Below are 15,240 nucleotides of genomic sequence, written 5' to 3' on the forward strand. Positions count from 1 at the left end.
CATCGGAAAAGTATATGGGACTCAAGTCAGATGCAAGTCAAAATTGGAGTTTTCGTGATAGACTTGATTTCGGGGAACCATTCTACAGCGATGAACGCCGATCCTTATTTCCAGATTTCTACTTCGAATACTCCCGACGAGGTTGCGACACCCCGAAACATTCCGGAGGTGTTGAAGTCCATCGCGTAATTGCCGTCCTTGTCGACAGCAATCACGCCGCCGTCGCCAGGATCGAGCACACCATGGATCACCTGGTGAACGGCATCTTCTAGAGACATACCTGCGTACCTCATCATCGCTGAAATGTTGAATGCCACGGCGTGCTTGATGAACTTCTCGCCCCAGCCTGTTCCGGAAACCGCGCACGTCTGATTGTCCGCATATGTACCATCACCGATAAGAGGTGAATCGCCGATCCGTCCGGGTAATTTTCCCGTCATTCCGCCCGTGGAAGTCCCTGCCGCGAGATTGCCGTATTCATCAAGCGCGACACATCCTGTCGTGCCGTGCTTTCCTTCTTTTTGTTCTTTCAGATATTCCTGAAGCTGTTTCATCCTAACCACAGTATCAAAATAACTGTTCGGCACCAATTCAACCCCGACACTTTTCGCAAAGTCCTCGGCTCCCTGGTAGGCAAGAAGTACGTGCGGAGTCTTCTCCATCACAAGTCTGGCAAGTGATATCGGATGTGCGATATGCTCGACTCCCGCAACAGCGCCGCAGGATAGATCGCGCCCGTCCATTATCGCGGCATCGAGCTCGTGCGTGCCCGCGGAAGTGTAAACCGCTCCTATTCCGGCATTGAAATGAGGATCTTCCTCGAAGTACCTGAGGACTTTCTCGACTGCGTCCAGACTGGTGCCGCCGTTTCGAAGCACGTCCCTACCGATATCGAGCGCTTTTCTCAACCCCGCATAGTATTCCTGTTTGATGGAATCGGGCATGGATTCCGGAATTGTTCCAGCGCCGCCGTGGATGACAATCGTGTACCTTTCACTCTTTTCCTGAGCCGGCGAAGAAACACTGCCGAATAAAAGTAATGCGGCGGCTATCGCCGCGAAGAAAATGATTCGTGATTTCATTTTATTTTCCTTCCGCCCGGTTGGTCGCAGCAGATTTTCCAAGCCTGCTGTGCCATCTCCCGTAAGTAAAATATATTGTAAGTCCGATTACGAGCCACAAGACAAATCGGATCCATGTGATAAGAGGAAGTCCCGCCATCAGGATCAGACATCCGGCGACGCCGAGGACCGGAGTGATAGGTACAAGGGGCACGCGGAATTTCCTCGGCCGGTCCGGCTCTTTGACCCGCAGTATCATTATGCCGATGCAGACCAGGACAAACGCGAAGAGAGTCCCGATATTTGTGAGCTGGACAATTTCATCTATATTCGCAATTGCGGCAAAGAAAGCCACGAAAATTCCAGTCAGAATCGTCGTGACGTGCGGAGTGCGATACTTAGGATGTATCTTGCTGAACCACGGTCCGAGGAGTCCGTCTCTCGACATCGCCATCAATATTCTCGGCTGCCCGAGCTGGAAGACCAGCAAAACGGCGGTCATCGCTATCACTGCGCCAAACGCAAGGATGCCCGCCGCCCAGTCTTCCTGTGCGAAGTGAAGCGCCGCCGCCAACGGATCGGCAACACCGACGAGTTTCGAGTATGGGATCATCCCCGTCAGCACAAGGGCCGACGCGATATACAAGATGGTACAAACCAGAAGTGACCAGAGAATTCCCCGCGGCATGTCTCGGGCCGGGTTCTTGCATTCCTCCGCCGCTGTAGACACCGCATCAAAACCGATGTACGCGAAGAATATCAGGGACGCACCCGTCCAGACTCCGCTCAGCCCCCCGGGGAAGAATGGATGCCAGTTTGCCGGTTTGACGTACATTGCCCCGACGGCGACAAAAAACAAAATTGTACAAACCTTGAGAACGACGATTATGTTGTTGAACCTGGCAGATTCCTTGACGCCGATTACGAGGAGCCAGGTTATGAAGGCCGTGATAACAATTGCGAGAAGATTACAGACTATGGGGATTCCGAATAGGATGGGGTGATTGAGATACGCCTGGTAAGCAATCGTTGCCTCAGGGCCGAGCGACGAGATGCCCGATTCTGCGACCGCCTTTGCGGCGAAAAGTGTAGAACGATAATCGGTCGCCATCCACGCCGGAATGTGAACTCCGAATCCTAGCATTAACTGTCGGAAGTACGCCGCCCAGGAGATTGCGACCGCGATGTTGCCGACGGCATATTCGAGAATCAGGTCCCAGCCGATGATCCAGGCGATGATCTCGCCGAGAGTAGCATAACTGTATGTGTACGCAGATCCGGCAATGGGTACGAGGCTCGCGAACTCGGCATAGCAGAGCGCACAGAAGCCGCACGCTACCGCCGTCATCAAGATCGAAATAGAAACGCCCGGACCTGCGGGGGGAATACCGTTGCCGCCGGCCGTAGCGGAGCCGAGGACCGCGAATATTCCTGCACCAATAATAGCGCCGATTCCAAGAGCAGTCAGGTCGACTGCAGTAAGACTTCTCTTGAGTTTGTACTCGGGTTTCTCGCTGTCTGCGAAGATGTCATCAAGATTCTTTGTACGGAATAGACTCATCTAAAAACCTCGCGCATTACGGTGCTCCTCTCATGGCCGACAATCTATGGACAGAAGCGTATAAATGCAATTTCACTGCGTGCTGAAATGGAATAACATTCCGAGCGCGCTAATAAAAAAAGGAAGGCCGCCCCGAGGGCGGCCTTCCCGTTCATTTGTGGTGCATGCCGAAAGTGGGGTTATTTCAACAAAAGCATTTTCTGTTTGAACTCCCTGTCTCCAGCATGGAGAATCAGGAAGTAGACGCCGGATGAAAAGCGGTCCGCATTGAAGACGGCCTTGTAGTTACCGGGTTTCATTTTTGCGTCCATCAGCAGCGCGACACGCTGGCCAAGCACGTTGTAGACTGCGATATGTACCTGCGCATCCTTTGGCAGACCGAATTCAATCGTGGTCGTCGGATTGAACGGGTTCGGATAGTTGTTGCGCATGTAGAAGTCTTTCGGAATTCCGTTCGGTCTGTCTTTCACAGCGACGATAATCGTGTGAATAACCTTATTCGAATCGACCGGCACGATCTCATATCCGCCGGTCACGACGCTCGCGCCGGAAGAATACTGGTTGACTATGCCCGTAATCCTTACAGGATACGCGCGCTCAAGCGAGGCGCCGACATCTGTGCTGCTATTCAAGTAAACAGCCGCAGTGTCACTGCTGTCGGCATCGACAAACGAGAGGGTCTGGCCCGCCCCCCAGGTTCCTGCGATCTTGTAGAGCGTATCGACCGTGATCAGCTCTCCTTCATACGAATCAGGAGCCAATAGATACTGATGCAGTGTTACGACCTTCGGCTGAGGCGCCGCTGCTCCGTGCTTCAGGTATCCAAAGTACACCGAATCCGGCTGGAGCGGTATTATTTCTGTTAAACCTCTGTATTGAGCCACTGTCCCGACGACAGAGACGGAATCGCCGACGCTGAAAGACCGACCGAGCGTTCCATTATAGAACACATCTATTCCTGCCCCGGCGTCCTGTATGAAGTATGAAGTCACTGAGGCCGAGAGGTTCGGAGAAGTTACAACTCCATAAACCTGCAGTGTGTCGCCCAGGTTGTCGGGGATCAGATCGCTGTTGGCATCCTTTCTTGCGTTGGCAATCGAGGAGACGGGCTCCTGTGGAGCAATCACCCCGTTGAACGACCATCTCGGATCGCCGATGACTTTTCCGTCCGTCCCTGCCGCTGACAGATTGATGTCCGCGGTGTAGGAACAATTGAGAGTATCGAAGTAATACTCGACGTGGTGACGCTCGAAATCGTAGGTCCAGTTCCAGATCGGGCTGACATTGAGAGTCGGCTTATTCTTGTTGTCCAGACTCTTGTTTAGAACCCATCTGATCAAGTCTGTCATGAGTGCGGGTGCCTTCGTGAGATGCACCTGACTGATGGGGATGAATGTCTTGACAGTGTCTTTGCCCTGTGAAGCCAGGAGCGCATTCATATTCCAGGTCAGGAAAGGCGGTCCCTGTCTGTGGTAGTACGGTCCCGCATAAACAGCGTCGTTCGGCGGACCGAGCGCAAGCATTGCCGCGCCAGAATCCGTGGAGGTATAATAATTATTCTGGATGTTCCACACCGCCGCGTTGTTCTTGTTTGTCATTACCCATGTCATTCTCGGGAGATTGTTAGTCGGATCGTTCTCGGCAGGATCACTGAATTCAACCTGTCGGACATAGGCAGTGTCTTCTCCAAGCGCGAAATGATCGATGAGAAGATTGTTTGTTATCTGGAGAGTACCGGTTCCAGACGAATCGACGGTCCCGAGAGAAAGGAATCCGTGATACGACATGTCATTGATGACGGTGTTGTGATCAAAGATGAAATTCTTGATGCAATTTGCCGAGGTTGCCTGGTAGTGGCGGATCACCCGGTCATACAGATTTACAAAAGTGCAGTTCTGGATCATGACGGTGTCGGCCCTTACGTTTCTCAGGTCAATGAATTTCCCTGCTCCAAAGTTGGACGTCGGATGCCCCATGTCGGCAAAAATAGAATTTGTAATCTTGATATAACTCGTCGCTCCTTCGGTCCGAATAATCTGGCCTGCAATGGTCTTCATGATGCAACTATCAATAATGATGCGATTGTTCGTACCGGTCGAAAGTGTCCTCAGGATCATAGTGTTTGAGTACTTGAGAAGTGTGTCGATCGACTCCTCGTACCCTGTTACTATGATGTGGGTCATCTTGAGTGTGGAATTACCGCTGAGGTTCAACATCTGGCCGGGCGGATTTGTCGCACTGGGAGGAGCCGGGAAAAAATAGACCGTAGGATCGTAATGCCCTGTCCCTCCGTATTCCGCGCGGAAGCTGACATTTACTCCGGCGGAAAATGTGAATGCGGCATTGACAGCGTAGACCCCGTCTTTGTGCAGCACGTAAACTCTTGTGCCCGCCTTGAACTCCGCGCTGCTCGTGTCGCTTGCGATTACGGCGTTGAGGAATTGACCTGCGCCGAACCCTGACGTGGCGTAATAGTCCTCGATTACAAGATCCTGGCTCCTTACAGTTACCGGTAAAGTAAGGAGCAACAGGATGAGCCAATAGTACCTTCTGCTAATCATTTAGTCCTCCAGTTTTGAATTATGTGGTTAGTCGGTTCAAATGAGGGGTCTTCCGGTGGATCATATCGATATCCTTACCCCGAAATCGGCAGACGTTCCGTAAAGTTCCTCCGTCCTGAGGAGATCCCAGCTCATCGGGACATCCGAGTAAGAAGTTCTCTCGCGTATGTTCGTGATGTTGTCGACGTTGAGATAAAGCGAGAACACCGAAGACAACTGTTGTCTCAGTGCAAGATCCCACTTCATGTATTGTTTGACATGGATATCCGATTGGTCGTAAGGACTGTACTGCTGAACGTAATCACCCTGATAGAAGACTGATAGTCTGGCTGAGAAACCTCCCAGATCATAACCGAGCGCCGCATTACCGTAGAGGTACGGTTGGTTCTCCGACAATCTCTTTGCGTCGACAGCGACGTTGACAATTTCCGCTTGCCTGCGCGGCACTCCACGAACAACCACCGTCACGGTTTCAACTTCAGTTTGAGTCTGGACTATATAAGTCTGTGATTTAGTCAGTGACAGGTTGTACGAAAGAACCAAATTGCTGAGGAAGCCAGGAAGGAAATTGAAACTTAACTGGTGTTCGAATTCAAGTCCCCACACATAGGTTGGATGATTTGAATTGTAGGGGACATACAATGCGTAGTTACTGTTCTTGGCAAGCAAGGACTTGAATGGTTCGGCATTTTGCCATGTGACGCCGACGGCAGTTAGCAGCGAATCGAATCCCTCACTCACATTCAAGCCGACCATTTGATGATAGAAATCGTCAATCCTTTTGAAGAACGCAGAAACGGTGAAGAGGCCGGTGATGCCCGTGTACAATTGAGAATTCAATTCAAAATTCCAAGCTTTTGCGTCCCTCAAGTTCGGATTACCGAGTGTAAGGGGGATTGCCTGGCCTCCTCCGGAAGATCCGCCCGTTCCAAGAATGAACTGAGGCAGGCGCAGGTTGTAATCCGGTCTGGCAAGCGCCCTGTACGCTGCTAACCGAAATGTAAGAAAGTACGAAGGCCTCAAGATCAACTGAGCGTTTGGAAGCCAGATGGTTTCGGTGTGAGTTGTGGTCGTATCGACGATACCAGATGGGGCCGATATAATGGTTCCGATCGACTGGAGTCCGCCGGGAGAGAAGTTGGCGATGTAGTCATTTTGTTCCCTCTCAACTCTGACTCCCGTTATCAGTGTCGCCTCCTGGCCGAAATCAAAAGTGTTCATGAGGTAACCGGCGGTCACAGCTTCATCCACACCATAATCATCCAGGATTGCCTGTGCATTGGGGTTGTATTCGTGAGAAGAGCCGGAGACTCCATTCTTATTGAGATTGTACCATAGCTTCATCGCGTTCACGTCGATAAGCGGACTCATTGTAGCCCAGGTCAGAAGATTCCTGCTTGTTGCCGGCTGGTTCACGAAGTCCGCAAGTTCTGGTGAAATGCCTGATCTGCTGTTTAAATAGTCCTCGAACCTCGTCCCTGTGAGAACGATGGGGGAGCCGGACGAATCCGTCGCATAGAATCCGTGGAGATAAGAATTATCGTCTAGTTCGTAACGATTCATCCATCTCGATCTCGCTTTGTACTTTCCGCCTCCTTTCAACTCTCCCGAAACAAAATCGGCAAGCGAATATTTTCTGGAAATATTAAGGAACGCGGTCCTTTCACGCTGAAAATTCTGCTGTTGATAGTAGACTGCACTGCTGCAGGCCGCGGCCGCGTAATTATTGGCCGCGATTGTGAGGAAGAGTTCGGGATGATCCTTGAACGATGAGGGAAGACTTGCATCAGGTTTCGCACCCGCTGGCTCGTTGAATATCATCTCGTAGTCAAAAGGATCGTCCACTCTCGAATCGGCGTAAGAAGCGCACCAGTCGATCTGGAAACCCGCAAAGAAGTTCTTTCCTTGAAGCGACGCGTTAGTTGTGCTCGTCGCCTGTTCTGTCGTCCGGTAATCATAATCCCAGACAATCCCCGGACTCCCCCCGGGGTAAACTCGATCGTAAAGATTGTACTGTCTTTGAGTCCTGCTATACAGTCCGCTCAGTTTTACCGAGCCGCTGTCAGGAGTGTTCACGTCCAGAATCATCTGTCCGCCGTTTCGTTTACGAAGCTCGTCAGTGAAATCAACTTTCAACTGGCCGTAATTATAATCGTTTGCAAAACCAAGCGGATCATAGTTTGGCGCAGATGGATTAAACGAATACCTATAACCATATGTGACGTCTTCCCTGCTTCTGATTTTCTGTTCAATGTTGCCTTGGAGTTGTAATCCAATGACATCATCGAAGAACCTTTCGCCGTATCTTCCGGAGACATCGTACTGCCCCGCTGAATTCATGAGGCGGTTGTAGTTGCCCCTGAGATCAAACCGCAAGAGTCTCTCCGACGGAGCTTTCTTCGTCACCAGGTTGATCGTCCCCGCAATGGCGTCTCCATCCTGATCCGGAAGGAGAGCTTTGTACACTTCAATGCCTGCAAGAGATCCCTGTGAGATCATACTTAAGTCGACATCTCTTGTTGTTGAATCGGTGCCCGGAATCGAAACCCCGTCTATGGTGATGTTGCTGAATCTGGAACTGAGTCCGCGGAGCACCACTCTGCTAGCTTCACCTCCGCTTCGGATTATTGATACGCCGGGCAATCTGCCGATTGATTCCGCCGCATTGGCATCGGGAAGTTCCTGTATTTTTTCTTCGGAGACTACATTGACGATGGTCTTCGCCGATACTTGTTGGTTTATCGCAGCGAGCTGTCCCTTCATCTGGGCTGTGACCACCACTTCTCTCCCGCGAATCTCCTGGGGAGACAACATAACGCTCAGTGCAGTTGCTTCGTCATCTCTGATTGAGATTGATATTACCTTGCTAGTGTAACCAATGTACGACACTCGAAGTGTGTACCTGCCCTCAGGAACATTGACCAGTTTATAGTGACCGTCAATGTCGGTCGTCCCCCCGATAGAAGTCCCGACTAAAAAAACATTCGCCCCGACGAGTGGAGCAGCCGTTGCGGAATCGGTTACCAAGCCCTGCAGCGAGCCCTGGGCAAATGATATGGTGGTACACGCCACCAAAGAAGCGAGGCACAGGAGGAGTCGGAGCTTTTTCATTTTCATTCCTCAAATTGCGTAAGAAGAAATTGCTCGAGGTACTTCGCATTCTCTTCAGCCAGAATGCAGGAACAAAATCTCTTGAAGTGCTCCGGAAGATCTGATGAAGGTTCTCTCAGCATCTAACCGGCGTCTCTGTGTGTTGACTGCCGGCTTTTGGTCCCTGACACTTTCGAAAGCTCTCACGACTTGCGTTCGACACAAGCTTTCGATTAAACGGCAGAAACTACTTAAGCGATTACTTTACCGTTTATGCAATTGTAATTTGCACAGATTCGATACATAATGTCAAGTCTTTTTTTAAAGTTCTGATCCTTCGGTATCCAGAGACCATCAATCCTCACGAGAGTGTGTATTATCTGTTGCGAAGACGATGAAGCCGGTGTCACACTGGCCGCAAAGCACGGAGACAAATGCAAACCCGATGTCTTCGTCAACGAATGTAAGGTTATTAAAAAGTGAAGCCCCGGCAGGACCGGGGCTCACTAATTCAAATCACTCAAAAGATTCTTCTTAAGCTGTCATCAGTACTTAACAGCCTTGTCAGGATACTGTGGCGGAGGTGGAACCGGAACGGGCTGTTCCTGGATTTCCTTTCTCAGATAATTTATCGCCGCTTCCAGTTGCGCGTCTTTCCCCTGGAATGTCTGATACGGGCCATTGTCGACCACCAAGTCCGGGTCTACTCCGTGTCCCTCGATCAGCCATTTCCCTTCCGGTCCGTAGACTCCGGTTTCCGCTGCGGATGCAATACCCTTGTCGCGGAGCCAGTTGTCGAACGACAGCCAGATCTCTCCGCCCCACGTGCGCGTTCCAATCACCTTTCCGAGTCCGAGGCGTTTGAAACCTTCGGTGAAAGCTTCACCATCGGACGCGGTGAACTCATTGCACAAGACAATGATGTGCCCGCGGAACGCGTACTGCATATTCCAGCTCGGTTTCCCGGTCCGTGGTTTCCAGTACATCCAGGCTTTTCTCATAAGCTTCTCCAGAATCCAGCTGTCAATGTTACCGCCTTGATTATTACGAACGTCGACAATGAGCCCATCTCTGTTAAACACTGGATAGAATCCCTTGACCCATTCTGTGAAATTGCCGCCGCCCATCGCCCGGAGGTGAACATATCCGATATGACCTTCGCTCTCCTTTTCGACGATCATCCTCCTCGAATTCTCCCAGTCACTGTACTTGAGGTTCGAGGCGGCAGATTGAGAAATCGGAACCACTATTGCATCGATTTCTTTTCCGGATGCTGACGACCTGACATGAAGGAGTACTTGCTGTCCCACCTTGCCTTCGAGCAACATCTGCATAGATGGAACGGACAGGGTATTGGTACCGTTTACCGACAGGATAACATCTCCATCCGCAATATTGACTCCCGGCTTGGCGAGCGGAGACAACACATCGAGGTAATCCGGATCGGGTCTGTAGATATGTTCAACCATGTAACCACCGCTCTTATCGTCGCGCGTAACGAGGGCACCAAGCGAACCGATACTGATCTGGTCGGTTGCAGTCCTGATATCTCCCCCGACCACGAAAGTGTGGAGCGCCGACAGCTCTGCGACGATTTGGCCGATCAGATCATTGAGCTCATCTCGGTCGGTTACCCTGTCTACGAGCGGAAGATATCTGTTCAAAGTCGAATCGTAATTTACCCCCTGCAGGTGAGGATCGTAAAAGAAATCTCGTTCCAGCCGCCAGGCGTCTACGAACATCTGTCGCCATTCCTCTTTCGGGTTGAATGAGAATGTCCAGCTGGCAAGATTGACGCTCGCTTTAGAAATCTCAGACGGCGGAGAAGAGGAGGCATCGATCACATATATCCCGCCATCCTTTCGAAGCTCGATCTTCTTACCATCCCCGGAAAGCTCATAGCTCTCAATGTCGTCCACAAGTGTCTTAGCCAAAACATCTTTGTCTTTGATCTCGACTGCCTCGAGCTTCGTTTTGGACCCGATCCCGGAAGGGTGTTCGGCGACGAAAAGATCTTTTCCGTTTACCGAGAGGTTAAAGTAATCCCCAGCCGGCACCGGAACTTCCTGAACTCTCGACCCGATTCCGTCGAAGTCTATCTTGACCTGGACGGTCTTTTCTTCTTTGCTCTTGTCGTTCTGGTCGTCTTTACTTTTCCCTTGTTCACCGCTCTGAAGCTCATTTGGAGGTGTGAAAGGAAATTTTTCGTCCTTCGCCAGTGCTATTCCATAAATCTTCGTCGTCTTGTCGTAGAAAGGTTCAGGTTCACGCGATCCCCACGGGCTGTACACGCTCGACTGAAATGTCCTCTCGGAGAGAAAGTACATCCATTTCCCGTCCGGGCTCCAGGCGGGGTTGTAGCTGTCAACACGGTCGTCGGTAAGCGTATGATTGGCCGCCGCCTCAACGTCGTAAACGACCAGCTGGGAATAAAGATTCGCGGCCGGACCTGAGTATGCGAGCCACTTACTGTCAGGAGACCAGGTCAGATCGGAATAACCGCCGTATTCAGATGTCCCCACCACGGTCTGCTTCTTGGATTCGAGATCATAGATCACCAGCCTGTCGTCTTTTTCAGTGTAGGCAAGCATCTTTCCGTCGGGTGACGGGATCCCCTCATTCCTGTATCCTCTGCCCTGGTTTGAGAGCTGAACTCCTTCTCCGACACCGTTGGAGGGATATTTCCAAAACTCGATTTCACCACTCTCCTCAGATTGGAGAACGACGGACTTCCCGTCCGGCGTGAATCTCGCGTTGCTGTAACGAACGCCGCTCTTGCGAGTAACCTCGACAAGCCTCCCTTCGTTTACCGGAACGACAAAGACTTCTCCGCGAGCTGTCAGAACGATCTTCTCGCCGTCAGCAGAAATGTGATCTGCAGTCAGGTAGTCCATCGGCTTCTTGACCCACTTCGTGACTTCCTGATCGAAATCGGAGGACAGAGCAATCTGAAGTTGACTGTCATGCTTCGTCGCGATGTCGTAAAGATAAAGATCTGCTCCATCATGGTACACTATTCTACCGCCATCGAGAGATGGGGTGCTCACGTCAAATCCCTTATGAAATGTTTCCTGGCGGACGTCGTCTCCGTCGCCGGTCATCGACCAGATGTTCATTGTTCCGTCGCGGTCGCTCACGAAGTAGACGCGGCCATTCCACAACACGGGATTTTTGCTTGTTCCGGGATAATCGCTTGTAATGGGCGTCGCTTCGTCCTGGCCCTTAATGTATCTCCAGATATTTTGTGCCGTTCCTCCGGCGTATCGTTTCGTGTGACTCCCCTGAAAAGGAAGGCGCGTGAAGTAAAGTGTGTCACCCGATTGCGTGAACACGCCTTCACTTGCCTGAGCAAGTGGTATCAGGTTCCTTTCGCCGGTAGCCAAATCCAGAGTTGCAAGCTGCCTGTTTGGAAGAGTCGAGAAGTAGCTCGTGCTGTATATTACTTTTCCGTCCGGCGTCCACCCGGCAACGAGAGCCGTGCCGCCTTCGTAAGTCCTTCTCACAGGAAGACCTCCGTCTATGGACATCGTGTATACCTCCGTCGGGCCCTCGTATTGCGCCGAGAAAGCAATTGTCTTGCCGTCAGGAGAAATGGCAGCATACGATTCGGTCCCGTGATTCGTTGTGAGTCGAATCGCGCTTCCGCCTGATGCACCGACAATCCAAAGGTCACCCTCCGCCGTGAAGACGATCTTGTCGCCGTGAATCGCCGGGAAACGATAATACCCTTCTCGTTCCGTACCGAACGCATACGACGAGGAGAGAACAACTAACAGAATGATAACTGAACGCTTCACTTCTTCCTCCGCAGTTTGGTTTACAGACTTGTTGTGTTGAGTATAATATTAGTGAAACCCGAAGACTTCATTCTATGGTGTACCAACTCCCGCTGAACTAAATGTCCGCCATCGTCGAGATGACCGGGACTCTGGAGTAAAGTCCCTATGGTATAATCCCCGGAATTGCTCCAATACCTTAAGCCGGCCAAACTCACCCGACGGACGGAGTTGTGTGATAGCAGTGAAGCCGCTCCTGAACTCCCACCCTGTGAAACTCAAATCCAACCTCTCTTCTTCCTGAAAGTCTACTTCCTTTGGACGATATTTCGTCGCATGAGTTTCGACAACTCGCCTGAGAATATAGGCGGGCGGCTACGATCTATCAAATGTGCTCGAATGTGCCATTTTGCGGGCATTTGGGACAATCGATGTCTGAGCTTGACAAGGAGCCGACTGACAATTAAATTCGCATTGCACATCGACCGTCACTTAAGCAATTAGTTGTACGAATTGTAAATATTGTCGCACTTAAACAACTCAATGCAGGGAGGAAAAATGGCAGCACCCGTCACACACTTTGAGGTGAACGCTAAGGACGCAAAGCGGGCACAGGATTTTTATTCAAATCTTTTCGGATGGAAGATCGCAGTTGATCCGACGATGAACTACGGACTTGTGGATACCGGCGTCAAAATGGGAATCAATGGCGGGATCGGTCCGGCCATGCCGAACGCCCAGCCAAACGTTACCTTTTACGTGCAGGTAGAAGACGCTCAAGCATATCTTGATAAGGCAGTGAGTCTAGGTGGAAAAGTAGTTTTCCCCCTTACCGAGGTGCCGGGCATGGTAACCTACGCGCAGTTTGCTGATCCGGAGGGGAACGTGGTCGGCATCATTAAGGGACCTCAGACACCTCCGAAGGAAGCGAAGCCGAAGAAGACTGCACCCAAGCGGAAGAAGGCAGCGAAACCGAAAAGGAAAGTCAAGAGAGGCAAAAAGTAAAGACGCATTCGGCTCTCTTAGAATTTAATGGCGCCCTCGTGGCGCCATTTTTTTGTCCGATCTAATACTCTTTGCCCTCAACTGGGACTGAGCTTCTATCTTTTATCTCGAGACTTGCCACGGGCTTATCAAGCTCTAGCTTTATGATAGTGTCGGTGGCATCGTGTTCTCTCTCAGGCATCCTAACAATTGTGCTATCCAGGCGTAGGTCGATTGACACCTTTCCTCCGGTCAAGACTGAAGTGGACAGTATATTTGCCTTTAGCGGTGGCAAGTAAATTCGTTCACCTCTCCATTTCTGAATGTGCAAGTATATAGTTTTTCCTCTGAAGGTTGCACCGCCCCACTCGCCATTGCGGAACGGACCGCCCCGCGTGTCGTAAACACTCTCACCGTATTTCCTAAGCCAGTCACCGATTTCTTCCAGTATCTTCACCTGCCGCAGCTCAATACGGCCGTCAGGCATCGGGCCTACATCGAGAAGAAGATTGCCGTCACCTGTCACACACTGTATCAGAATACCGATGCACTCCGATGATGTTTTAAGCGAGTCACCCGGTTTCCATGACCATTGTGTGCCCAACGTCATGCATGTCTCCCACGGCATATTATTATTGAACAGGCCGATCTGCTGCTCGGGAGTCGCATAATCGGCGTACGGACCGATCTGTGTCTTCACGTCGTAAAGGTCGCCGGTTGGAATGTCGAGCCTGTTGTTTATTATTATTCCAGGTTGCAACGATCGCACGAGATGGTACGTGCGCGGTTGATCCCAAACTGCAGGTCCGCCTTCGGTATCGAACCAGAGTAAATCGATACGGCCGTAGTTTCCCAGGAGCTCTGAAAGATGGGTCTGCATGCGCTGAACGTAGGCCGAGTTCCGTTCGGTGCGACAGTCGGGATCGCGCCAGTCCATTGGAGAATAATACCAACCTATCTTCATTCCCGACTGATGAGCTGCTGCGGCCAATTCTCCGCACACGTCACGCTTGAACGGTGTGCTGCCGATGTTATAGTTGTCCACTTTTGTGCGCCACAAACAAAAACCGTCACAGTGCTTAGCGGTGAGTACCATGTACTTCATTCCTGCCGACTGGGCTATCGCGACCCATTCTTTCGCGTCGAACTTGACCGGGTCGAATCTTTTGTAGAGGTTGTCATAAACATCGACCGGTATTTCTCCTGTTCCGGTTTTCTCGATGCCGCGTCTCAGACCTCCACGTGACCAGCTGATCTCCATGCCGACAAGGCTCACGGGGCCCCAGTGAATAAACATCCCGAAACGCGCCTCTCTCCACCATTGAAGTCTCGCATCTCTGTTTTTTATAGCTGCTTCAAGCAGCGTATCAGTCTGCGCGACTGCGCCGGACGACAGAACAAAAATAAGCATGAAGCCTATCGCAGCGGAGACTCTTTTCAATTCCATGGCCTATCTCCCTTCCAATTATGTGTGACGCATCCGCGTGCCGCAATATAAGCCGATGCACAGACACAACGGAATCTTATCGATAGTCGAGACTTGCGGATCGATTCACTCGGCGCACCAACAACTTCCTACTCGACAACTATTGGAGGAGTCGTCACCTCTTGATTTGATGCTCGAAGAAGGTAACTCATTCCTTGGGAGTCAATCAATCTGACTACAACAGTCACCTTCGTCCCTACTGCCATGACAGGTCCGCCCCGAAATGTGCCTGAGACGCAATAGAGAGAAATTCTGGCCCGCATGGGAGACAGCCATGATTTCCACACTTCACCATTCCCCATGATTATCCAGACCGCGTCGACTGACAAGATCGGATCAAGTGAAATCGAATCGACGGATGTCGCGTAGACGACGCCGAAGAGCGAGTCGTACCCGCCGGGTCCTGAGAATCGATCTTGCTGTACCCAAAGGTACGCAGTCAGGTATAGCCTGGGTCCTCCTAGAGCGAGGGTATCGGGGGAGCTACTCAGCTGAACATACGGAATATCGGGAGGTGTGGTGCTCCTCTCACCTAGGCAGCCCGCGAAGAGAAGAAGTAAAGACATGAACAGTCGCAAATTCATGATCGCCTCCTGTTTGAAAAGCAAACAAGCTGACTCATGTTTACTCAACCCTTTCCTAATATAGATGTTCTGGCTCAGAAGTCGAATTCAAAATCCAAGCTGGTACAAAGATCCGCTGGTTTTGTGCCGCAAGCGTG

General features: G+C 51.2%; 8 protein-coding genes. 1 reads left to right on the forward strand and 7 read right to left on the reverse strand.

Features of this window, described 5'->3' with window-relative positions; translation table 11 throughout:
- Positions 1-104: 104 nt before the first annotated feature.
- From VIS48_01390 to VIS48_01410, 5 genes are all read right to left on the reverse strand, one after another.
- The gene (locus tag VIS48_01390) at positions 105-1,082 is read right to left on the reverse strand and encodes an isoaspartyl peptidase/L-asparaginase (protein HEY9164792.1); all 978 of its coding nucleotides are present in this window, start codon (positions 1,080-1,082) and stop codon (positions 105-107) included.
- 1 nt (position 1,083) lies between these two features.
- Positions 1,084-2,622, reverse strand: coding sequence for an amino acid permease (locus VIS48_01395; protein HEY9164793.1), 1,539 nt, complete (start codon positions 2,620-2,622; stop codon positions 1,084-1,086).
- A 179-nt stretch (positions 2,623-2,801) separates the two neighbouring features.
- Positions 2,802-5,183: a T9SS type A sorting domain-containing protein gene (locus tag VIS48_01400; protein ID HEY9164794.1), complete on the reverse strand. Its 2,382-nt coding sequence runs from the start codon at positions 5,181-5,183 to the stop codon at positions 2,802-2,804.
- Positions 5,184-5,243: 60 nt separating this feature from the next.
- Complete coding sequence (locus VIS48_01405; GenBank protein HEY9164795.1) at positions 5,244-8,294, reverse strand: TonB-dependent receptor; 3,051 nt, start codon at positions 8,292-8,294, stop codon at positions 5,244-5,246.
- 524 nt (positions 8,295-8,818) lie between these two features.
- Positions 8,819-12,070 (reverse strand): S41 family peptidase, encoded by a 3,252-nt coding sequence (locus tag VIS48_01410; protein HEY9164796.1) that lies wholly within the window; start codon positions 12,068-12,070, stop codon positions 8,819-8,821.
- A gap of 537 nt (positions 12,071-12,607) precedes the next feature.
- On the opposite strand from VIS48_01410, the gene VIS48_01415 reads away from it, so the two are divergent.
- Positions 12,608-13,054, forward strand: a complete 447-nt coding sequence (locus VIS48_01415; GenBank protein HEY9164797.1) for a VOC family protein — start codon at positions 12,608-12,610, stop codon at positions 13,052-13,054.
- A gap of 61 nt (positions 13,055-13,115) precedes the next feature.
- Here VIS48_01415 and VIS48_01420 read toward each other — a convergent pair whose 3' ends face one another.
- Complete coding sequence (locus tag VIS48_01420; GenBank protein ID HEY9164798.1) at positions 13,116-14,480, reverse strand: alpha-L-fucosidase; 1,365 nt, start codon at positions 14,478-14,480, stop codon at positions 13,116-13,118.
- 128 nt (positions 14,481-14,608) lie between these two features.
- Positions 14,609-15,103, reverse strand: coding sequence for a hypothetical protein (locus tag VIS48_01425; GenBank protein HEY9164799.1), 495 nt, complete (start codon positions 15,101-15,103; stop codon positions 14,609-14,611).
- Positions 15,104-15,240 lie beyond the last annotated feature (137 nt).

It is taken from the genome of Candidatus Kryptoniota bacterium (assembly GCA_036567965.1).
In the GTDB taxonomy this organism is placed as follows: Bacteria; Bacteroidota; Ignavibacteria; order Kryptoniales; family JAKASW01; genus JAKASW01.

What these genes read in the sequence shown, in the direction of transcription:
- VIS48_01390 (HEY9164792.1), bottom strand. Translation starts at nt 1,082, where the DNA reads ATGAAATCACGAATCATTTTCTTCGCGGCGATAGCCGCCGCATTACTT.
- VIS48_01395 (HEY9164793.1), bottom strand. Translation starts at nt 2,622, where the DNA reads ATGAGTCTATTCCGTACAAAGAATCTTGATGACATCTTCGCAGACAGC.
- VIS48_01400 (HEY9164794.1), bottom strand. Translation starts at nt 5,183, where the DNA reads ATGATTAGCAGAAGGTACTATTGGCTCATCCTGTTGCTCCTTACTTTA.
- VIS48_01405 (HEY9164795.1), bottom strand. Translation starts at nt 8,294, where the DNA reads ATGAAAAAGCTCCGACTCCTCCTGTGCCTCGCTTCTTTGGTGGCGTGT.
- VIS48_01415 (HEY9164797.1), top strand. Translation starts at nt 12,608, where the DNA reads ATGGCAGCACCCGTCACACACTTTGAGGTGAACGCTAAGGACGCAAAG.
- VIS48_01420 (HEY9164798.1), bottom strand. Translation starts at nt 14,480, where the DNA reads ATGGAATTGAAAAGAGTCTCCGCTGCGATAGGCTTCATGCTTATTTTT.
- VIS48_01425 (HEY9164799.1), bottom strand. Translation starts at nt 15,103, where the DNA reads ATGAATTTGCGACTGTTCATGTCTTTACTTCTTCTCTTCGCGGGCTGC.